The following is a 20,687-nucleotide window of genomic DNA, read 5'->3' as shown; positions in this document are numbered from 1 at the left end:
AATGCTGAAGATTTCCAACACTGTGCATCTGCCGGATGCCGAGATCGAGTTGACCGCCATTCGTGCGCAAGGCGCGGGTGGACAGAACGTCAACAAGGTCTCGAGTGCCATGCACCTGCGCTTCGACATTCCTGCTTCGTCCTTGCCGGAGTTCTACAAGGAGCGTCTGCTCGCGTTGCGCGACAGTCGCATCACCAGCGATGGCGTGTTGATCATCAAGGCTCAGCAATACCGTACGCAGGAAGCTAACCGCGCCGATGCGCTGGAGCGCCTGACCGAGCTGATTCTAAGCGCCACCAAAGTCGAAAAGAAACGCCGCCCGACCAAGCCGACTCTCGGTTCGAAGAAGCGTCGGCTCGAATCGAAAACCAAGCGCGGCAGCATCAAGGCCGGGCGCGGCAAGGTGGATTTCTAGTCTCCGCGGTACTTGGCGGTGTGCCGGTACAGATAGATGCTCAAGCCCAGACCGCTTAGGGCAGCGAGGGCGGCAAACAGAAAGATCGAAGCAAAGCCGAAGCCCGCCGCAATCGCCCCGGCCAGCGGCCCGGTGATGCCCAGCGACAAATCGATGAACAGCGAATAAGCCCCGACCGCCGCACCACGGCTGGAGGCCGGCACCAGGTTCACCGCTTCCACCCCGAGCGCCGGGAACACCAGCGAGAAACCGAACCCGCTCAACGCCGCACCGGCCAATGCCCAATGCGCGTCCGGCGCAAGCCACAGCAGGAGCAGGCCCAGGGTTTCCACCGACAGACAGGCAATCGCCACGCGAAACCCGCCAAGTCGGTTGATCAGGTTGCCAAACAGCAGCCGCGCGCCAATGAAACTGGCACCGAACAGGCTCAGGCACAACACCGCGTTTTCCCAATGTTGCGTCGCGTAATACAGCGTGATGAAGGTCGCGATGGTGCCGAAACCAATCGATCCCAGCGCCAGACCGCAACCGTGCGGAAACACTCGGCCCAGCACATGCATGAACGGCAAGCGCTCGCCGACCACGATCGGCGCAGCAATTTTCGGCCACGCCAGCAACAGGCCGAGCACCGACAGCAGCACGATGCTCACGCCCATGCTCCACAAGCCCAACTCTCTGACCAACTGTGCGCCCAGTGGCGCACCAATGGCGATGGCGCCGTAACTGGCAATGCCGTTCCACGAAATCACCTTGGCGGTGTTTGCCGCGCCGACCCGGCCAATGCCCCAGCCGATCGAACCCGAGCCGACCAGACTTTCCGCGCTGCCCAGCACCAGGCGACCAATCAACAGGCTGATCAAGCTGAGCATCGGCAAGCTCTGCGTCCACGCCGAAATCAGCATGAACACACCGCTCAGACCGCACCCGGCCAAGCCATACATCACCGCCAGTTTGCTGCCCTTGTTATCAATGATCTTGCCGGCATACGGGCGGCTGAGCAGGGTGGCAAGGTATTGCACGCTGATCACCAGCCCGGCGATGACCGCGCCAAAACCCAAGTCGCTGTGGACGTAACCGGGTAGCACGGCAAGTGGAATGCCGATATTCAGGTAGCCGATGAACGTGAAGAGGACGATGGAAACGACTTGCAGCGTAACCGCCAGGGGGCGCTGGGGTTCTGGCATAGACAACGACATGGGTAACGATCCACGGGACGAGCAGAATAGATAGGCTGCTCATGATACCGGCGTGGGCGTGTGTGGGGCGGGGAAAAGTAAAACTATTTGGCCGGGGCGACCAATTGCGTGGTGACCAACGCGGCGAGGGCGTTTTCTTCGCTGCCGAAACGGGCGAGCAGGGCGGCTTGCTTCTCCGGCGAGAGGCGACTCCAGATCTCGATCATCTTCTCGGTGGCACCGATCAGGGTCGCGGCCTGCTGTTCATCGAATTCTTTGGACATGGTGGCTCAGGTTTCAGGCAGTGTGGAAAGCGCATCTTAGCGCTTTCCACACGGTCTGTACGGCGGGTATTGCTTACTCGTCGCTGTCGGCCGGACGGCTTTCAACTGCTTCTTGCGGCTCGGCCTGTGCTGCGCCGGCTTGTTGCGTGGTCGTCTGCTCAGGTTCGTGCAGGCTTGGGAAGGGGAGATTAGGAATCTCGTGCATGGTTGCGCTCCTCGCTAAGTCTGTTGATAGATCTGGTAGATCCGCGCTTTCAGAAAGCCTGCGCAGGATACAGCAGGAAAAATGACAATCTAAGTTTTATATCCATTTATTGCGACAAATGGCCGCATGGAAGGAGGCAGCCCACAAATCACTGTGGGAGCTGGCTTGCCAGCGATGGCGTCGGCACGCCATACATTGATGTCGCCTGATACGCCGCCATCGCGGGCAAGCCACGCTCCCACAGGGATATTCGGTGAGTACCAGATTATCCAGCACCTGATTAACCGCCAATTCCCCCAGCATCACGATCTGATTGGTTATGCCCGAAACGAACGGAACGCTTAGCTGAATAGCGCAATTTTCACTAAAAAACTGTCATTTCTGTCAGGTTTCAGGCGCCTGAATCGCAGGCATGATGTCTGCGAGATCAATTAAGTTCTCGCAGACTTTTTATTAAAGGTGAACACGGTGGAGACAAGAATTTTTTCGAACGTTCCCGACAACCTTCCGATGTGGGAACTTGCGCACATACTCTCAAAAAAAGGGGTGGAAACATCTTCTATGCAAATGCTTGAAAATCGCCGTATTTCCGTTTTGGCGGATAGTTTTCCTTCACATTTTCCGAAAGAGATTATTAACTGGGACGAATACGTAGTAGAAAGCACTGGTGTGTTTACTTCTACTTCTCGCTAATTACGAGGCGATATCCAGGGGTGTCGAAGGTAGAAAGTGGCGAGGACTTATCCTCGCCACAGGGAGTTACTCAGTCGGTACCAGATTATCCAGCACCTGATTGACCGCCAATTCCCCCAGCATCACGATCTGCGCGATCCCCAGCAAGGTCTTGCGATGCGTCCCTTCAAGCAAAGCGGCGAAGTCATTGAGCATGACGTTGGCTGATCCCAGGGTTTCGCTGGCGTCGACCAACATGGATTCGTTGCTGGACTTCGGGTTGGCCATGTAGAGGCGATTGGGATAGTAGGGCGCGGCCATGATTTTGGCGGTGGGCGGGCCTAGGTAAAAGGCGAGCGCTCGCTCGGCGGCCTTGTTAAATGTTTTCGAATCGGGGCATTCGTAGGGGGAGGCTGGATCTGTGACTGATGCCGGTTCAATGACCGGCGGATTCGGTGTGACCTTATGCATAAGCTGTGTTCCTGAATGGAGCGCCAGCCCTTTTGCTACTAAACGCAAGGGGTGGCAGCTGTACGCAGGTTAGTAGACCGGGGAACTCAGCTAAAAGCCGGCGCGCCCGAAGGCGCCCTGCGTACAGCCACCATCAAGAGCAGATATCGAGATATCCGTCTGAGGTGCGCACGTCCAGCCAAATTACCGCAGGCTACTAAACCCGATCACTGAGGATCAGTGATACGGACCAAGTTACGCAGCGAGCCGTGGACGCACAAGCCGGCGGATTCTGGCGTAGCCGTAGGCAACGGCGCAAGGTTTTGTAGCCTTTTGGGCGTATCACGGCGTGTCGATAAACAGCCATGGTTGATTGCGTTTAAATGCTTTGGATTACTTAAGAAAGATCTGACGCTATCGAGCGACGACATCAGCGATTGGTTCGTTGGTACAGCTAACACAAACAACTGTGGGAGCTAGCTAGCCTGCTAGCGATGGCGGTGTGTCATTCGATGATGCATCGACTGACTTTGCGCTATCGCTAGCAGGCTAGCTCTCACAGGGGTGTTGCGGTGTTTGGTTATTTGCAGACGTTGGCGATCGCTTCGGCCAGCAGGTCGAGGCGGGTTGCATCGATCCCGGCGACGTTCGCCCGGCCCGAGCTGACCATGTACACGCTGTGATGCTCGCGCAGTTGTTTCACCTGTTCCGGCGACAGACCGGTGTAGGAGAACATCCCGCGTTGCACGCCAATGTGTGCGAACTTCTCGCGCAAGCCGTGCGGTTCCAGCGCTTCGACCAGACCGCTGCGCAGTTGGGCGATGCGCAGGCGCATGGCTTCAACTTCGTCGGCCCAGCGGCTTTTCAGCTCGGGGTCGGCGAGGATGGTGGCGACGACTGCCGCGCCGTGATCCGGCGGGGTCGACCACAGGTTGCGGGCGATGTTGGCCAGTTGGCTGCGGATGTCGATGAGCTTGTCGGCGCTTTTCGCGCAGACGATCAGCGCACCGGTGCGGTCGCGGTACAGGCCGAAGTTCTTCGAGCACGAACTGGTGATAAGCAGTTCCGGCAGCTCGGCCGCGAACAGTCGGGTTGACCACGCGTCCTGCTCCAGACCATCACCAAAACCCTGATAGGCGAAGTCGATCAGCGGCAGCAGATCGCGGCTGCGCACTACGTCCAGCACGCGGCGCCAGTCGTCATGACTGAGGTCGAAACCGGTCGGGTTGTGGCAGCAGGCGTGCAGCAGAACCACGTCGCCCTTCGGTACTTGATTGAGCACTTCGAGCATTGCTTCAACGTCGAGACGATTGTCGCTGCCCACGTATGGGTAATGGCTGACCTTGACCCCGGCCGCCGCGAAAATCGTTTCGTGGATTGGCCAGGTCGGGTTGCTCAGCCAGACGCCTTTGCCCGGCAGACACTGGGCGATGAAGTCCGCGGCCAGGCGCAGGGCGCCGGTGCCGCCCGGTGTCTGGGTGGCGCCGGCACGCTGTTCGGCGATCAGTGCCGAATCAGCGCCGAGCACCAGCTCATTGATGACTTTGCCGAACAACGGATTGCCGTGGCCACCGATGTAGGTCTTGGTGTTCTGGCTCTCGACCAGACGCGCCTCGGCGATTTTCACCGCCTCGGGGATCGGCGTCAGGCCTTGGGCATCTTTGTAAACGCCGACGCCAAGGTCGAATTTGCGCGGATTGGCATCCTGCGCATAAGCCTCCATCAAACCGAGAATCGGATCGCCGGGTACCCGGCCAATGGCGTCGAAGTGCATTACTTGCGTCCTTCTGCGGTCTTGGCCACTTCGTCAGTGCGCGCGGCCATGATGAAGTCGTTGCGGTGCAGGCCTTTGATCGAGTGGCTCCACCAGGTCACGGTGACTTTGCCCCACTCGGTGAGCAGGCCCGGGTGGTGACCTTCGGCTTCGGAGATCTCGCCGACTGCGTTGGTGAAGGCCAGCGCGTGTTTGAAGTTCTTGAACAGGAAAACTTTTTCCAGCTGCATGATGCTGTCGCGAACTTCGATGTTCCAGTCAGGGATCTGCTTGATCAGGATCGGCAGTTCTTCGTCGCTGACTTGTGGCGCATCGGCGCGGCAGGCTTCGCAGTGGGCTTGGTTCAAAGTGGACATGGTGTATTCCTGAGTTCGATTCTTGTTGGAAATTACTATCTTTGCACGCAAGTCGCGAGCGGGTTCTGCTCAGGCCGCTTTCGGCTTTGGCGGAAATTTCGGCGCGTGCAGACCCATCTGCATACCTTGCTTGACCATACCCATGATGTCTTCGTGGGCGAGGTCGAACAGGCGCTTGAGGTTCGGCAGGACAAAGTAGACCGGTTGCAGGATGTCGATGCGGTACGGCGTACGCATGGCTTCCAGTGGATCGAAGACCTGATGCTCAGGTTCGTCCGACAGCGAGTACACAGTTTCTTTTGGTGAGGACAGAATGCCGCCGCCGTAGATGCGCTGGCCTTGCGGCGTGTCGACCAGACCGAACTCGATGGTCATCCAGTACAGACGCGCCAGGTACACGCGTTCTTCCTTGCTGGCTTGCAGGCCGAGCTTGCCGTAGGTGTGGGTGAATTCAGCGAACCACGGGTTGGTCAGCAGCGGGCAGTGACCAAAGATCTCGTGGAAAATGTCCGGCTCTTGCAGGTAGTCCAGTTCTTCGCGGGTACGAATGAACGTGGCCACCGGGAAGCGTTTGCTGGCGAGCAATTCGAAGAAGGTCTGGAAGGGAATCAGCGCAGGCACGCGTTCGACCTGCCAGCCGGTGGTCTCGCCGAGGACTTTATTGATCTCGCCGAGTTGCGGAATGCGGTCGTGGGGCAGACCGAGTTTTTCGATACCGTCCAGGTATTCCTGGCACGCGCGACCCTCGATCACTTTCAACTGGCGGGTGATCAGCGTGTTCCACACCGCGTGTTCTTCGGCGGGGTAGTCGATAAAACCTTGCGCATCGGGCTCGCGAGCCACGTATTGCGTCTGCTTCATACTGCTCTCCTGCTAGGGGAATTCGTTCTTGTTATGTCCAGCGATGGATTCAGAATTACCTGAGAGCGCGGGTTGATGCAGCAGGTTGAAACCTGTGGGCGTGGGCAAACTCAGCGTCATTCGTAAAGTTTTCGTTACGTATAGTGCGCAAAGTCGTGTTTGCGGTGATTGCCGGGTGTGAAAAAGCCTTCGGCTGTCACATAATCTTGACGACTATCTTGCGACCGGCGCAGAAAAATCCGCGCCAACCCGCCCATTGACCTGTATCGGGCCTTCTATATGCGTATCAAAGTCCACTGCCAGAACCGCATCGGCATCCTGCGCGACATTCTCAACTTGCTGGTGGAGTACGGGATCAACGTCGCGCGTGGCGAAGTTGGTGGCGAGCACGGCAACGCGATCTACCTGCATTGCCCGAACCTGATCAACATTCAGTTCCAGGCGCTGCGCCCGAAGTTCGAAGCGATTGCCGGGGTGTTTGGCGTCAAGCGCGTCGGGCTGATGCCCAGCGAACGTCGGCATATGGAATTGAACGCCTTGCTCGGCGCGCTGGAGTTTCCGGTGCTGTCGATCGATATGGGCGGCTCGATCGTGGCGGCCAACCGCGCGGCGGCGCAGTTGCTCGGGGTGCGCGTCGACGAGGTTCCGGGAATTCCGCTGTCGCGTTACGCCGAAGATTTCGACTTGCCGGAACTGGTGCGCGCCAACAAATCGCGGATCAACGGCATGCGGGTCAAGGTCAAGGGTGATGTGTTTCTCGCCGACATCGCACCGCTGCAATCCGAACACGACGACAGCGAAGCCATGGCCGGCGCGGTGCTGACGTTGCATCGCGCGGACCGGGTCGGCGAGCGCATCTACAACGTGCGCAAACAGGAACTGCGCGGCTTCGACAGCATCTTCCAGAGTTCCAAAGTCATGGCCGCCGTGGTGCGCGAAGCTCGGCGTATGGCACCGCTGGACGCGCCGCTATTGATAGAAGGCGAAACCGGCACCGGCAAAGAATTGCTGGCGCGCGCCTGTCACCTGGCGAGTCCGCGCGGGCAGTCGCCGTTGATGGCGCTCAACTGCGCGGGTTTGCCGGAGTCGATGGCCGAGACCGAGCTGTTCGGCTACGGCCCCGGCGCCTTCGAAGGTGCGCGCGCCGAAGGCAAGCTCGGGCTGCTGGAGCTGACGGCGGGCGGTACGTTGTTTCTCGATGGCGTCGGCGAAATGAGCCCGCGGCTGCAGGTGAAATTGCTGCGCTTTTTGCAGGACGGTTGCTTCCGTCGCGTCGGCAGTGATGAAGAGGTGTATCTGGATGTGCGGGTGATCTGCGCGACGCAGGTGGACTTGTCCGAACTGTGCGCGCGCGGTGAGTTTCGTCAGGATTTGTACCATCGCTTGAACGTGCTTTCGCTGCACATCCCGCCACTGCGTGAATGCCTCGACGGGCTGACACCGCTGGTTGAACACTTCCTCGATCAGGCCAGTCGGCAGATCGGCTGCGCACTGCCGAAACTGGCGCCAGCGGCGATGGATCGGCTCAGTCATTACCACTGGCCGGGCAATGTGCGGCAACTGGAGAACGTGCTGTTTCAGGCGGTTTCGCTGTGTGACGGCGGCACGGTCAAGGCTGAGCATATTCGCCTGCCGGATTACGGCGTGCGTCAGCCGCTTGGCGATTTTTCGCTTGAGGGCGGGCTGGACGAAATTGTCGGGCGCTTTGAGAAGGCGGTGCTGGAGCGGTTGTATTCGGAGCATCCGAGCAGTCGGCAACTCGGCAAGCGACTCGGCGTCTCGCACACCACGATTGCCAACAAATTGCGCGAATATGAAGTCGGCAAAGATTCCGGAAGTTAAGAAGAACCCCTGTGGCGAGGGGATTTATCCCCGATGGGTGGCGAAGCCGCCCCAAAGCCATCCAATGCGGTGTATCAAGTGAATTGCGTTCATCGGTATCGGGGCGGCTTCGCCACCCATCGGGGATAAATCCCCTCGCCACAAGTTCTTCAGCAACCTCAGAGATCAGCATTGCCGCATAGCGGCATTCCACCGCCGGTTTTTCGACTTCGATACATTTCCCTTTTCCCCCTAAAACCCTTCAAGTCCTTTGTTTGCCGGGCTTCGTGCTGCCAGAAAAAAGTTGGTCTGCAAATTGCTTAAGGCTCAGCAGTACAGCGGTGGGCGGCAAACGTCCGGCATGCAGAGGAAAGAGTGTGGACAAGTACCTTTATGTGGCAATGACCGGCGCCAGCCAGAACGCACTGGCGCAAAAGGCGCATGCCAACAACCTGGCGAACATCTCCACCAACGGTTTTCAGCGCGACCTGGAACAGGCGCGTTCGATGCCGGTGTTCGGTGACAGCTTTCCGGCGCGTGCGTTTGCCATGAGCGAGCGGCCCGCTACTGACTTCACGCCTGGCTCGCTGGTGCAGACCGGTCGTGACCTCGACGTGGCCGTGACCGGCAACGGCTGGATCGCCGTGCAGAACCCGAGCGGTGGCGAAAGCTACGTGCGCACCGGCAGCCTCAACGTCGATGCCCTCGGGGTGTTGCGCGCCGGCAACGGCATGCCGGTGATGGGCAATGGCGGTCCGATCGCCGTGCCGCCCGAGCAGCAGATCGAAGTCGGTGAAGACGGCACCATCAGTATTCGCGCGATGGGTGAAGGCCCGCGCGTGATGGCCGAAGTCGACCGGATCAAACTGGTCAACCCGGACATCAAGAACATGAATAAAGGCCTCGACGGCTCGATCTACACCAAGGACGGCCAGCCGGCGCAGGCCGATGCCAACGTCAAACTGGTCTCGGGTTTTCTTGAGTCGAGCAACGTCAATGCCGTCGAAGAGATGACCTCGGTGCTGGCCCTGGCCAAGCAGTTCGAGTTGCACATCAAGATGATGAACACCGCCAAAGACGACGACCAGGCCATGGCTCGGGTCTTGCAGATCAGCTAATTATCAGAACGTCGCGCCGTAAAACAGGCGCACGAGGAGAATCGAATGCTTCCGGCTCTATGGGTTGCCAAAACAGGTCTGTCCGCTCAGGACACCAACCTGACTACCATTTCCAACAACCTGGCCAACGTGTCGACCACGGGTTTCAAACGTGACCGCGCAGAATTCCAGGACCTGCTGTACCAGATCAAACGCCAGCCAGGCGCTCAGTCGACTCAAGACAGCGAACTGCCGACGGGTCTGCAATTGGGTACCGGTGTGCGCATCGTCGGCACCCAGAAAAACTTCACCGCCGGCAGCCTGCAAACGACTGAGCAGCCGCTGGACATGGCCATCAACGGTCGCGGTTTCTTCCAGATCCTGCAGCCGGACGGCACCACGTCCTACACCCGTGACGGTACGTTCCACCTCGATTCCAATGGCCAGATCGTCAACGCCAGCGGTTTCGCTCTGGAGCCTGCGATCGTTATCCCGAATGACGCGCAAACCTTCACCGTCGGCAATGACGGCACGGTTTCCGTGACCTTGCCTGGCAACGCCGCTTCGCAAGTGATCGGCAACCTGCAGACCGCTGACTTCATCAACCCGGCCGGTCTGCAAGCCGTGGGCAACAACCTGTTCCTGGAAACCGCTGCTTCCGGCGCGCCGCAAGTCGGCACTCCGGGTCTGGCGGGTTTCGGTACCACGCTGCAGAACACCCTGGAAACGTCCAACGTCAGCACCGTTGAAGAGATGGTCAACATGATCACCACTCAGCGCGCTTACGAGATGAACTCCAAGGTGATTTCCACCGCCGACCAGATGCTCTCGTTCGTAACGCAGAATCTGTAATCAAGTCTTTGGGGTGGCCATGAGGCTGCCTGCAACACCGTGAGGTAGGGTCATGAATCGCTTTGTATCTGTTCTGGCATTGAGTGGGGTGGTCTCGCTCGCGGGCTGCGTCGCTCCGACGCCCAAGCCCAATGACCCTTACTACGCTCCGGTGCTGCCGCGCACGCCGTTGCCGGCTGCGGCCAATAACGGCTCGATCTATCAGGCCGGTTTCGAGCAGAACCTGTACAGCGACCGCAAGGCGTTCCGGGTCGGTGACATCATCACCATCACCCTGAACGAGCGCACGCAGGCGAGCAAGAACGCCAACTCGCAGATGGACAAGAACAGTGACAACTCGGTTGGTCTGAGCTCGTTGTTCGGCTCCAGCCTGACCACCAACAATCCGATTGGTGGCGGCGACCTCAGCCTGAACGCCGGCTACAGCGCCGACCGCTCGACCAAGGGCGATGCCAAGTCGGGGCAGAGCAACAGCCTGACCGGTTCGATCACCGTCACCGTTGCCGATGTGTTGCCCAACGGCATCATCGCGGTGCGTGGCGAGAAGTGGCTGACGCTGAACACCGGTGACGAACTGGTGCGCATCGCCGGTATGGTTCGCGCCGATGACATCGCCACCGACAACACCGTTTCGTCGACCCGGGTTGCCGATGCGCGCATCACCTATTCGGGTACCGGTGCGTTTGCCGATACGAGTCAGCCAGGCTGGTTCGACCGTTTCTTCCTCAGCCCGCTGTTCCCTTTCTAGGTGGCCACGTTGAATCTGAAAAGCCTGATGCTGGCCGCGCTGTTGTTGCCGGTGGCATTCACTGCACAAGCCGAACGGTTGAAGGACATCGCCAGTATCTCCGGCGTGCGTTCCAACCAATTGATCGGCTATGGCCTGGTGGTCGGGCTTAACGGCACCGGTGACCAGACGACGCAGACCCCGTTCACCCTGCAGACCTTCAACAACATGCTCTCGCAGTTCGGCATCAAGGTGCCGCCCGGGTCGGGCAACGTGCAGTTGAAGAACGTTGCAGCGGTGTCGATCAGTGCTGATCTGCCGGCGTTTGCCAAGCCCGGTCAGCAAGTCGACATCACCGTTTCGTCGATCGGTAACTCCAAGAGCCTGCGCGGCGGCACGTTGTTGCTGACCCCGCTCAAAGGTATCGATGGCAATGTCTACGCCGTGGCTCAGGGCAACCTCGTGGTCGGCGGTTTTGATGCGGAAGGACGTGACGGTTCGAAGATCACCGTCAACGTTCCGTCGGCCGGTCGCATCCCTGGCGGTGCGTCGGTGGAGCGTTCGGTGCCGAGCGGTTTCAATCAGGGCAACAGCCTGACGCTGAACCTCAACCGTTCCGACTTCACCACTGCCAAGCGCATCGTCGACAAGATCAACGACATGCTCGGCCCTGGCGTCGCGCAAGCGATTGATGGCGGTTCGATTCGCGTGACCGCGCCACTCGATCCGAGCCAGCGTGTCGACTACTTGTCGATCCTGGAAAACCTCGAAGTCGATCCGGGTCAGGCGGTGGCGAAAGTCATCATCAATTCGCGCACCGGCACCATCGTCATCGGCCAGAACGTGAAAGTCTCGCCGGCCGCCGTGACCCACGGCAGCCTGACCGTGACCATCACCGAAGACCCGATTGTCAGCCAGCCTGGTCCGTTGTCCAACGGCCAGACGGCGGTCGTGCCGCGCTCGCGTGTGAACGCCGAACAGGAAGCCAAACCGATGTTCAAGTTCGGCCCGGGCACTACCCTCGACGAGATCGTGCGGGCGGTGAACCAGGTCGGCGCGGCACCGGGTGACTTGATGGCGATTCTTGAAGCACTGAAGCAGGCCGGCGCGTTGCAAGCCGACCTGATCGTGATCTGAGGACGGCCACTATGGATATGCGCAAAAGCGGTGTGGTTGGCAGCAGCGATTCGGGTTCCTACTCCGACCTCAATCGTCTGAATCAGCTCAAGGTCGGCGACAAGGACAGCGATGCGAACATGCGCAAGGTTGCGCAGGAATTCGAGTCGCTGTTTCTCGGTGAAATGCTCAAGTCGATGCGCTCGGCGACCAACGCGCTGGGCGAGGACAATCCGCTCAATACGCCGGCCGCCAAGCAGTATCAGGAAATGTACGACCAGCAACTGGCGGTTTCCATGTCCCGCGAGGGCGGTGGTATCGGTCTGGCCGACGTGCTGATGCGCCAGATGTCGAAGAACAAACCGATGGCGCCGGGCGAGGCTGAAGCTGCGTCCGCTGCCAAGCAGGCAGAAGCGAAAGCCGCTGCCGCGAACATGGCGACGCCGATTGCCGCGGGCACCCTCGGCACCAACGGCGCGCTGTCGCGACTCAATGGCGAGCGTCCGCTGTGGGCCTCGCGTTCGGCCAAAGTGCCGAGCACTCAGCTCGCGCACAGCAATGACATGGCCTTGATCAACCAGCGTCGTCTGGCACTGCCGCCGAAACTGGCGGATCGTTTGCTCGCAGGTCTGGTGCCCTCGGCCACTGTTGCAAGCACGCCGGTCAACAACACCGCGTTGCCGCAGCGCAGCACGACGGTCGCCATCACCGGCACTGGCCCGCTGTACAACGGCGACTGGCTGGAGCGCGCCGTAGCCGAGAAAGCTTCGGGCGGGCAGATGCAGGTCTATGGTCGCGCGATGGCGCAGATTCCGCTGGCGCCGGCGAAGAAAGCCTTCAGTTCGGCCGACGAATTCGTCAACACCATGCTGCCGATGGCCAAAGAGGCTGCCGAGCGTATCGGTGTCGATCCGCGTTACCTCGTGGCCCAGGCCGCACTGGAAACCGGCTGGGGCAAATCGGTCATGCGCGCTCAGGACGGCAGCAGCAGCCACAACCTGTTCGGCATCAAGGCCAGCAGCAATTGGCAGGGCGATTCGGCCCGGGCGATCACCAGCGAGTTCCGCAATGGTGCGATGGTCAAGGAGACGGCCGAGTTCCGTTCCTACGCCTCGTACAAGGACAGCTTCCATGACCTGGTGACTTTGTTGCAGAGCAACAATCGCTATCAAGAAGTGCTGAAGTCGGCCGATAACCCAGAACAGTTTGTACGCGAGTTGCAGAAGGCCGGTTACGCGACCGACCCGAACTACGCAAGCAAGATTTCGCAGATTGCCAGGCAGATGGGTAACACCCAGAGCGACACCCAGAACTACGCTGCGGCGGGCGTGTCCACGACGCCTTTATAAACATAAGGTAAGGTTTGAATCATGAGTTTGCTCAATATCGGGATGTCGGGGTTGTCTGCAAGCCAATCCTCTCTGGCCACGACCGGCAACAACATTGCCAACGTCGACACCGCCGGTTATTCACGCCAGCAAACCGTGCAGGGCACCAAGTCCTCGCAGCAGTACGGCAGCGTTTTCATCGGCACCGGCACCACGCTGGCCGATGTGCGCCGCGTGTACAACTCCTATCTGGAAACGCAACTGCACACTGCCACTTCGCTCAATAGCGAAGCCGCGGCGTACGGCGCTCAGTCGATCGGGCTGGACGCTTCGCTGTCCGACAGCAACACCGGCCTGACCGGCGTGCTGCAGAAATTTTTCACCTCGATGCAGGGTGTATCGACTTCGGCCACCGACGACACTTCGCGTCAGTCGGTGCTGACCGGCGCGCAGGCGCTGACCGGCCGATTCAACGCGCTGTCGAAGCAGCTCACCGATCAGAACACCGCGATCAACGGCAACCTCTCGGACATGGCGTCCCAGGTGAACAAGCTCGCCACCTCGATCGCCAACCTGAACCAGAAAATCGGCGAGATTTCCACCAGCGGTGGCCAGCCCAACGACCTGCTCGATTCTCGTAACGAAGCCGTGCGTCAGCTCTCCGAGCTGGTCGGCGCACAGGTAGTAGAGCGCGGCACCAGCTTCGACGTGTACGTCGGCAGCGGCCAGCCACTGGTCGTCGGCAACACCACTAACACCCTGAGCACCGTGCCAGGCAAGACCGACCCGTCGCGCATGGGCATCCAGATGGATCGCGGTTCGAGCACCATCGACATCACGTCCGTGATCAGCGGTGGCGAAATCGGCGGTCTGCTGACCTATCGCAACGAAGTCCTCGACCCAGCGCTCAACGAGCTGGGCCGTGTGGCGCTGGTGGTGGCCGATCAGGTCAACAGCCAGCAAGCCCAAGGCATCGACAAGAACGGTGATTTCGGCGCGGCGATTTTCAACAACATCAACAGTGCTGCACTGATCAGTCAGCGCAGTATTGCCAAAGACGGCAACAGTGTCGGTTCGGGCAACCTTGATGTGACCATCAAGGACACGGGCAAGCTGACCACCAGCGATTATCAGATCACTTTCACCAGCGCCACCGACTACAGCGTCAAGCGTTCCGACGGCACCGACATGGGCGCTTTCAGCACCACGACCACACCGCCGCCGGTGATCGACGGCTTTACCCTGGCGCTGAATGGCGGCGCGTTGAGTGCTGGCGACAGCTTCAAGGTGACGCCGACCCGTAACGCGGCAGCCAGCATTCAGACCGTGCTGACCGACGCGAAGAAAATCGCCGCAGCAGGGCCGTTGACCGGGGTGGCGAGCGCGAACAATTCCGGCAGCTACACCCAGCCGACGCTCAGCAGCACCATCGACATCTACAACCCGGTGGCGCAGGCCGACATGCAGGCCGCGCTCAAGTACTCGACGCCGGTCAGACTGGAGTTCGGTACTGCCGCCAACGGCAGTCAGCCGTATAAACTGGTTGATGCCAAGGGCTTCTCCATGGGCACCGGCACCATCGTTCCGGGGCAGGCCAACACCTTGAATCTCAAGGTCGGCATCGTCGATGCCAGCGGCAACCCGGTGATGGACACCACCGTCATCCCGAACGTACAAAAGACCTTCACCGTACAGACCACCGTCAGCGCCACGCCGAAGGCCGGTGAAACCTTCACCATGAACCTGACCGGCGCGGCGTCCTCGGACAACCGCAACGCGCAATCGCTGGTCGCATTGCAAACCAAACAAACCGTGGACACCGGCTCGGGAAGCAAGGGCATCAGCCTGACCGACGCCTACAACAAACTGGTGACCAACGTGGGCACCAAGGCTGCGCAGAGCAAGTCGGACAACACCGCCACCTCGGCGATTCTGACTCAGGCCAAAGGCGCCCGCGATTCGTTGTCCGGGGTCAACCTCGATGAAGAGACCGGCAACCTGGTCAAATATCAGCAGTACTACACCGCCTCGTCGCAGATCATCAAAGCGGCGCAGGAAACTTTCGCTACGCTGATCAACAGCCTTTAAGGAGTCGTAATTCATGCGCATTTCCACCGCCCAATATTACGGCACGCAAGCTGCGGACTATCAGCGTAACTTCAACAACGCGCTGGCGACCGCCGCCGAGGCGAGCAGCCTGCAACGCATCAACACCGCCGCCGATGATCCGGTCGGTGCCGGCCGTTTACTGCGCCTGGGTCAGCAGAGTGCCTTGCTTGAGCAATACAAGGGCAATATCAATTCGACCAAAAGCACGTTGACCGTGCAGGAATCGACACTGGATTCGATCACCGACGCCTTGCAACGCGCCAAGGAAATCGGCCTGGCGGCGAACAACGGCAACAAGACCGACGCTGACCGCAAGGCATATGCGGCCGAGCTGAGCCAGATCCAGCAACAAGTGCTGGGCCTGATGAACGCCAAGGATGCCGACGGTAATTACCTGTTCTCCGGCTCCAAGACTGACACTGCACCGTACTCGCAAAATGTCGATGGGACTTACACCTACAACGGTGACCAGACCAGCATCAATCTGGGCATTGGCGATGGTCTGAACGTTGCGACCAACACCACCGGTTGGGATGCCTTCCAGCAGACCATCAACACCAGCCGCACGCAGACGCAAATGACTGCACCGGCCGTGGATGACGGTCGCGTAGTGCTGACCAACGGTACGGTTGGCACTGCCGCCACCTACAACTCGAAATTCACCGGTGGCGAGCCGTACACCGTCAGCTTCCTCAGCAGCACCCAGTTGAAAATCACGGATGCGCTGGGTAACGACGTGACCTCTGAGGCCACTCAGAACGGCGTGGTCAGCAATGCCAACGGCGCCAACCAGACCGTGAGTTTCCGTGGCGTCGATCTGAAGCTGAACATCAACCTCAAGACCGGTGATACCAACCCGGATGCGGTGATTGCCGGCCATAGCTTCCAGCTGTCGGTAACGCCTGACTCGTTCACCACTGCGCGCAGCCCGGGCAACCCGTCGACTGCCGTGATCACTGGCTCCAGCGTTTCCAACCAGGCGGCGTACACCAGCACCTTCCCGGGTGGCGCCGTGCTCAAGTTCACCAGCGCCACTGACTTCGATCTGTACGCGGCACCGGTGACTGCCGACAGCAAACCCGTATCGTCAGGCACCATGGTCGGCGGCAATGCCACAGCGGCCGGTGTGACTTTCGCCATTGGCGGTACACCGGCCAATGGCGACCAGTTTTCGATCCAGCCCAACGACCACCAGACCCAGAACGTGCTCGACACCCTGGGCCAGATGATGGCTGCATTGAATACTCCGCTCGACGGCGATGCGGTGGCCAAGCAGAAGTTCCAGGGCGCGATGGAATCGGCCCTCGGCAACCTCGACAGCGCCGGTAACCAGATCGGCGCCGCCATCACTTCGATCGGCGCGCGGGGTCAGTCGCTGGATGACCAGAGCACCACCAACCAGAGCCTGACGCTGGCGAACGCCACGACCCAAGGCTCGATCCGTGATTCGGATCCGGCCGAAGTGATGACGCGTCTGACCTTGCAACAGACCATGCTGCAAGCCGCGCAACTGGCGTTCAGCAAAATCAGCCAGTTGGGCCTGTTCAACAAAATCTGACGACAGCCGGGCGCCCGGCGCCCGGTATACCCTGTCCCTTCAATAGTTAATGTCTTTAGCGGTTTCAAGGGCTCGCTTTTCTGAGCGGGCTCGCACCGCCTGTGAGCCCGCCGTGAATTCACTTCCCCTCGTCAGCCTGGTCATTCCGGCCTTCAACCCGCGCTTTTTCAGCAAGGCCTTGAGCAGTGCCGTGACTCAGCGCTACGCCAATCTCGAGATCATTGTCTGCGACGATAGCCGGGGCAACGAGATTGAAAGCATCGTGGCGCGCGTAGTCGAGCAATCGGCGGTCGCGGTGCGCTACGTGCGCAATCCGCGCACGCTGGGCCTGATCGGCAATCTGCAGGCGTGCGTAAAGGAAGCGCAGGGCGAGTACATCAAGATCCTGTGTGACGACGATCATCTCTATGCCGATTGCATCGAGCAGCAGGCGCATGAGATGTCACGCGCCGAAGTCAGCCTGGTGTTGGCCCCGCGACTGTTATGGGATGCCAGCGACATCGTCCTGCCGTCGCGCCTGGAAAACACTGCGTTGTCGCCGGTCAGCGGCCTGTTCAAGGGCGACGACCTGCTGAGCGTCTTTGAAAAATTCCCGGTCAACGTGCTTGGCGGATTCAGCAATGCGTTGTTCCGTCGCGCCGATGTCGAAGAGCTGTTGCCGGCGCTGACCCAGGAAGGTCACTGCTTCGTCGCGACCCTCGATTTCGCCTTGTTTGTCTGCTTGCTGCGGCGCGGCAATCTGGCGGTGTCGAACAACGTACTGAGTGCCGAACGGCTGTACCCGGAACGTCTGAGCGCGCAACAACCGATGAAAGACGCGGTTGAAATCGAGCGCGAATGGATTTTGCAGATGCTCAAGGCACGCAGCGGTGAGCAGGCACCTGCGTCCGGTTGGGTGCGTTACATCCCGTTGACCAAGGCCGACGAGTCGCCACGCGTATGGGAAGAGCTGCCGCTGAGCCGGACCCTCGGCTCCAAGCAAAGCCGCCAGGAATGCTGTGTCGGTGTCGACAGCTTCAGTTTTGCCGAACTTTACGCACAGTGGCTGCAATGTCGGGTGCTGACTGACGGGCAGCGCAGGTTGCTCCCGGAAACGCTCGCCGGTTGGTCCTATCAGCCGCGCATGGTGCCGATCATCATTGACGCGCAGGGCAGTCGTGCCGGCCTCAAGCGCACACTGGAGGCGCTCGCCGCGCAAGACTATCCAGCGGAGTTGATCCTCGTGTTGTCCGCCTCTTGCACGGAAGCACGGCTTGACGGGCGAATTTTCCATATGCCGCTGGAGGACGACGGACTTGAGCAGATCAACGCGCTCCTGCCGCAACTGGAGGGCGCCGACTGGATCTATCTGTTGCAGGCCGGCGATCGTCCAGTGGCGCCGGCGCTGCTGGTCATGGCCGAGCGGATCGCGCAGTCGCCCGCGCTGAGCTGTCTGTATAGCGATGAAGGCAGCCTGCGCGATGGCGAATCGGCGGAGCCTGCGTTCAAGCCGGATTTCAACCTCGACCTGATGCGCAGCTTTCCCTACGTCGGGCGGGCGCTGGCGTTTCAGCGTGAACGATTCCTCGCGCTGGGCGGGTTCGAGTCGACGTTCGCCGAGCTGGCGCCACACGATCTGCTCTGGCGGATGGTCGAGAGCGACGGTACGCAGGTGATCGGGCACGTTGCCGAGGTGTTGCTGGAGTCGTCATTCGATCTGTCGAAATGGCTCTCCGAACCTGGCGTACTGGCGCAAAATCCGCGCCTGCTTGAAGCGCATCTGCAACGTCTCGGGATCGCTCATGAGCTACGCGACAGCGGCTCCCCGCTGCTCAATCGGATCGACTATAAGCACGTTCGTCGCCCGCTGGTGTCGATCATCATTGCCGCCCGGGATCAGACCGCCGCTGTGCAGCGCTGTGTCGAGACGCTGCTGGAAAAGACCGCTTACTCCGAATATGAGTTGCTGTTGGTAGACAACGGCAGTCAGAGTCCCGAGGCGCTGGCATGGCTCGAGGGCATGGCGCAGTTGGGCAGCGACCGGGTACGCGTTCTGGCGTATCCGCAGCAGGGCAACGCTTCGGCCATGTACAACTTTGCGGTGGGGCAGGCGCGTGGTGAGTACGTGCTGCTGCTCAATGCCTTTGCGGTCATCACCCACGCGGAGTGGCTGGACGAGTTGCTCAACCATGCGCAGCGCCCGGAAGTCGGCGTGGTCGGTGCCAAGTTGTTCAATCCGGACGGCTGCGTGTTGCACGCGGGGCTGATACTCGGCCTGCAAGGGCCGGCCGGCTTGCCGTTTTATGGCCAGCCATTGCAGTCGGACGGCTACATGTTCCGCCTGCAAGTTGCGCATGACCTGAGTGCGGTCGGTGGCGATTGCCTGCTGATCCGCAAGGCGGTATTCGAGGCTGCCGGCGGACTCGACGAGCAGGATCTGACTCAGGAACTGAATGCCATCGACCTGTGTTTGCGCGTCGGTCAGCAAGGTTATCTGGTGGTGTGGAATCCTCACGCCTTGCTGGCACTGGGTGCGCAGCCAGTGGTCGCGGCGACGCCGCAAGAGCTGCAACAACATGCGGATGAGCAGGAGACGTTTTATCAGCGCTGGCTGCCGCTGGTTGCGCGTGACCCGGCGTACAACGTCAATCTGACGTTGCAGGGTATCGGTGCCACCAGCTTCAGTCTCGAGCCTGGCCTGCGTACCGGTTGGAGCGCTTTTTCCAAGGCGCAATTGCCCAACGTGCTGGCGGTACCGATCAATGCTTCTGCCATCGGTCACTACCGGATGAGCCAGCCGATGATCGAACTGGAAGCGGCGAGCAGGGCGCAAGGGCGTATTTGCTATGGCCTGCCCTCAATCATCGAAATCGAGCGGCAGTCACCCGATGTGATCGTGCTGCAAGGGCGCTATTCGGAACACGCCATCGACGAAATTCCGCCGCTGAAGAAATTCTTCAATGCGCGGCGCATCTTCGAACTCGATGACTACGTGATCGACGTCCCGCATCGTAATGCGCATATCCGCAACATGCCGGTCAAACCAGACATGGAGCGCATGGTGCGCCGCGCGATCGGTCTGTGTGATCGCGTGGTCGTGTCGACCGAGCCGTTGGCCAACGCGTTGTCCGACATGCATCACGACATCCGCGTGGTGCCGAACATGCTCTCCAAAGATTTGTGGTGCGACCTGCGCAGCCAGCGCCGTACCACGAAAAAACCGCGCGTGGGCTGGGGCGGTGGCACCAGTCACCACGGTGACCTGGCGGTGATCGCCGAGGTGGTGCGCGAGCTGGCCAATGAAGTCGACTGGGTGTTCTTCGGCATGTGCCCGGACGATCTGCTGCCGTACATGCACGAATTCCATGGGGTGATTCCGCTGGAGGTGTATCCGGCAAAACTCGCCAGCCTGAATCTTGATCTGGCCTTGGCGCCGTTGGAATTCCACATCTTCAACGACTGCAAGAGCAACCTGCGTCTGCTGGAATATGGCGCCTGTGGCTACCCGGTAATCTGCACCGACACCGAGGCCTATCGCGGTTACTTGCCGTGTACGCGGATCAAGAGCAACTCCACGGATGAATGGCTGCAAGCGATCCGCATGCACCTGGCCGATCCGGACGCCAGTTACCGCATGGGCGACGAATTGCGCGAAGTGGTGCTGCGCGATTACGTGCTGCGCGGCGACAACCTGCGCTACTGGGAAAATGGCTGGCTGGCGGATTGATACGACTCGTATCGGCCACATTTAAAAAACAGGTGACTTTGCAGTCGCCTGTTTTTTTGTATGTGAAGTTCGTATTTGCATCAATCCAGATACATTTTCTGAGTCACACCTAAAGCTGTAATCGTTTCCTGTCGATATCAACACATTCGTGACTCTTTAACGTTCGCTGCGACAACGTGTG

Annotated in this window: 17 protein-coding genes; 10 read left to right on the top strand and 7 right to left on the bottom strand. The window is 59.9% G+C overall.

All coding sequences use genetic code 11. The features are described 5' to 3' along the window. The first annotated feature begins 1 nt into the window (after position 1). Positions 2 to 415 carry an alternative ribosome rescue aminoacyl-tRNA hydrolase ArfB gene (arfB, locus tag ACOI8A_RS23605; protein WP_420647933.1) on the top strand — a complete coding sequence of 138 codons (414 nt, stop codon included), beginning with the start codon at positions 2 to 4 and terminating at the stop codon, positions 413 to 415. Here the strand turns inward: arfB and ACOI8A_RS23600 are convergent. The 7 genes from ACOI8A_RS23600 to phhA all read right to left on the bottom strand — a co-directional run bounded on the left by ACOI8A_RS23600 (position 412) and on the right by phhA (position 6,192). Then, complete coding sequence (locus tag ACOI8A_RS23600) at positions 412 to 1,611, bottom strand: MFS transporter (protein WP_420647934.1); 1,200 nt, start codon at positions 1,609 to 1,611, stop codon at positions 412 to 414. The genes arfB and ACOI8A_RS23600 overlap by 4 nt on opposite strands. 83 nt (positions 1,612 to 1,694) lie before the next feature. Then, the gene (locus ACOI8A_RS23595; RefSeq protein ID WP_420647935.1) at positions 1,695 to 1,874 is read right to left on the bottom strand and encodes a hypothetical protein; all 180 of its coding nucleotides are present in this window, start codon (positions 1,872 to 1,874) and stop codon (positions 1,695 to 1,697) included. Between the two features lie 73 nt (positions 1,875 to 1,947). Continuing rightward, a complete protein-coding gene (locus tag ACOI8A_RS23590; RefSeq protein ID WP_420647936.1) occupies positions 1,948 to 2,079 on the bottom strand; it encodes a hypothetical protein in 132 nt (43 codons plus the stop codon). 759 nt (positions 2,080 to 2,838) lie between these two features. Then, positions 2,839 to 3,222: a DUF6124 family protein gene (locus tag ACOI8A_RS23585; protein ID WP_420647937.1), complete on the bottom strand. Its 384-nt coding sequence runs from the start codon at positions 3,220 to 3,222 to the stop codon at positions 2,839 to 2,841. 559 nt (positions 3,223 to 3,781) lie between these two features. Further along, complete coding sequence (locus ACOI8A_RS23580; protein WP_420647938.1) at positions 3,782 to 4,975, bottom strand: amino acid aminotransferase; 1,194 nt, start codon at positions 4,973 to 4,975, stop codon at positions 3,782 to 3,784. Beyond that, the gene (locus ACOI8A_RS23575; RefSeq protein WP_003222798.1) at positions 4,975 to 5,331 is read right to left on the bottom strand and encodes a 4a-hydroxytetrahydrobiopterin dehydratase; all 357 of its coding nucleotides are present in this window, start codon (positions 5,329 to 5,331) and stop codon (positions 4,975 to 4,977) included. Before ACOI8A_RS23575 ends, ACOI8A_RS23580 begins: the two co-directional genes overlap by 1 nt. A 69-nt stretch (positions 5,332 to 5,400) precedes the next feature. Then, a complete protein-coding gene (gene phhA, locus ACOI8A_RS23570; RefSeq protein ID WP_420647939.1) occupies positions 5,401 to 6,192 on the bottom strand; it encodes a phenylalanine 4-monooxygenase in 792 nt (263 codons plus the stop codon). Between the two features lie 279 nt (positions 6,193 to 6,471). Between phhA and ACOI8A_RS23565 the strand changes: the two genes are divergently transcribed. From ACOI8A_RS23565 to ACOI8A_RS23525, 9 genes are all read left to right on the top strand, one after another. Next, a complete protein-coding gene (locus ACOI8A_RS23565; protein ID WP_420647940.1) occupies positions 6,472 to 8,034 on the top strand; it encodes a sigma-54-dependent transcriptional regulator in 1,563 nt (520 codons plus the stop codon). Positions 8,035 to 8,390: 356 nt separating this feature from the next. Further along, positions 8,391 to 9,131 carry a flagellar basal body rod protein FlgF gene (locus ACOI8A_RS23560; protein ID WP_420647941.1) on the top strand — a complete coding sequence of 247 codons (741 nt, stop codon included), beginning with the start codon at positions 8,391 to 8,393 and terminating at the stop codon, positions 9,129 to 9,131. 45 nt (positions 9,132 to 9,176) lie between these two features. Beyond that, entirely contained in the window at positions 9,177 to 9,962 is a 786-nt protein-coding gene (flgG, locus tag ACOI8A_RS23555) for a flagellar basal-body rod protein FlgG (protein WP_420647942.1), read from the top strand. Between the two features lie 52 nt (positions 9,963 to 10,014). After that, positions 10,015 to 10,710 carry a flagellar basal body L-ring protein FlgH gene (gene flgH, locus ACOI8A_RS23550; protein WP_402805901.1) on the top strand — a complete coding sequence of 232 codons (696 nt, stop codon included), beginning with the start codon at positions 10,015 to 10,017 and terminating at the stop codon, positions 10,708 to 10,710. A gap of 27 nt (positions 10,711 to 10,737) precedes the next feature. Beyond that, a complete protein-coding gene (locus ACOI8A_RS23545) occupies positions 10,738 to 11,826 on the top strand; it encodes a flagellar basal body P-ring protein FlgI (protein WP_420648096.1) in 1,089 nt (362 codons plus the stop codon). Positions 11,827 to 11,837: 11 nt separating this feature from the next. Then, entirely contained in the window at positions 11,838 to 13,154 is a 1,317-nt protein-coding gene (flgJ, locus tag ACOI8A_RS23540) for a flagellar assembly peptidoglycan hydrolase FlgJ (RefSeq protein WP_420647943.1), read from the top strand. Positions 13,155 to 13,175: 21 nt separating this feature from the next. Beyond that, on the top strand, positions 13,176 to 15,221 hold the full coding sequence (flgK, locus tag ACOI8A_RS23535; protein WP_420647944.1) for a flagellar hook-associated protein FlgK: 2,046 nt from the start codon (positions 13,176 to 13,178) through the stop codon (positions 15,219 to 15,221). Positions 15,222 to 15,234: 13 nt separating this feature from the next. Further along, positions 15,235 to 16,800: a flagellar hook-associated protein 3 gene (locus ACOI8A_RS23530; protein WP_420647945.1), complete on the top strand. Its 1,566-nt coding sequence runs from the start codon at positions 15,235 to 15,237 to the stop codon at positions 16,798 to 16,800. A 112-nt stretch (positions 16,801 to 16,912) separates the two neighbouring features. After that, positions 16,913 to 20,506, top strand: coding sequence for a glycosyltransferase (locus ACOI8A_RS23525; RefSeq protein WP_420647946.1), 3,594 nt, complete (start codon positions 16,913 to 16,915; stop codon positions 20,504 to 20,506). Positions 20,507 to 20,687 lie beyond the last annotated feature (181 nt).

It is taken from the genome of Pseudomonas sp. P4795 (genome assembly GCF_048822895.1).
In the GTDB taxonomy this organism is placed as follows: Bacteria; Pseudomonadota; Gammaproteobacteria; order Pseudomonadales; family Pseudomonadaceae; genus Aquipseudomonas.
The sequence above is the reverse complement of the archived record's forward strand: the minus strand, read 5'-3'. Positions and strand labels throughout refer to the sequence as shown.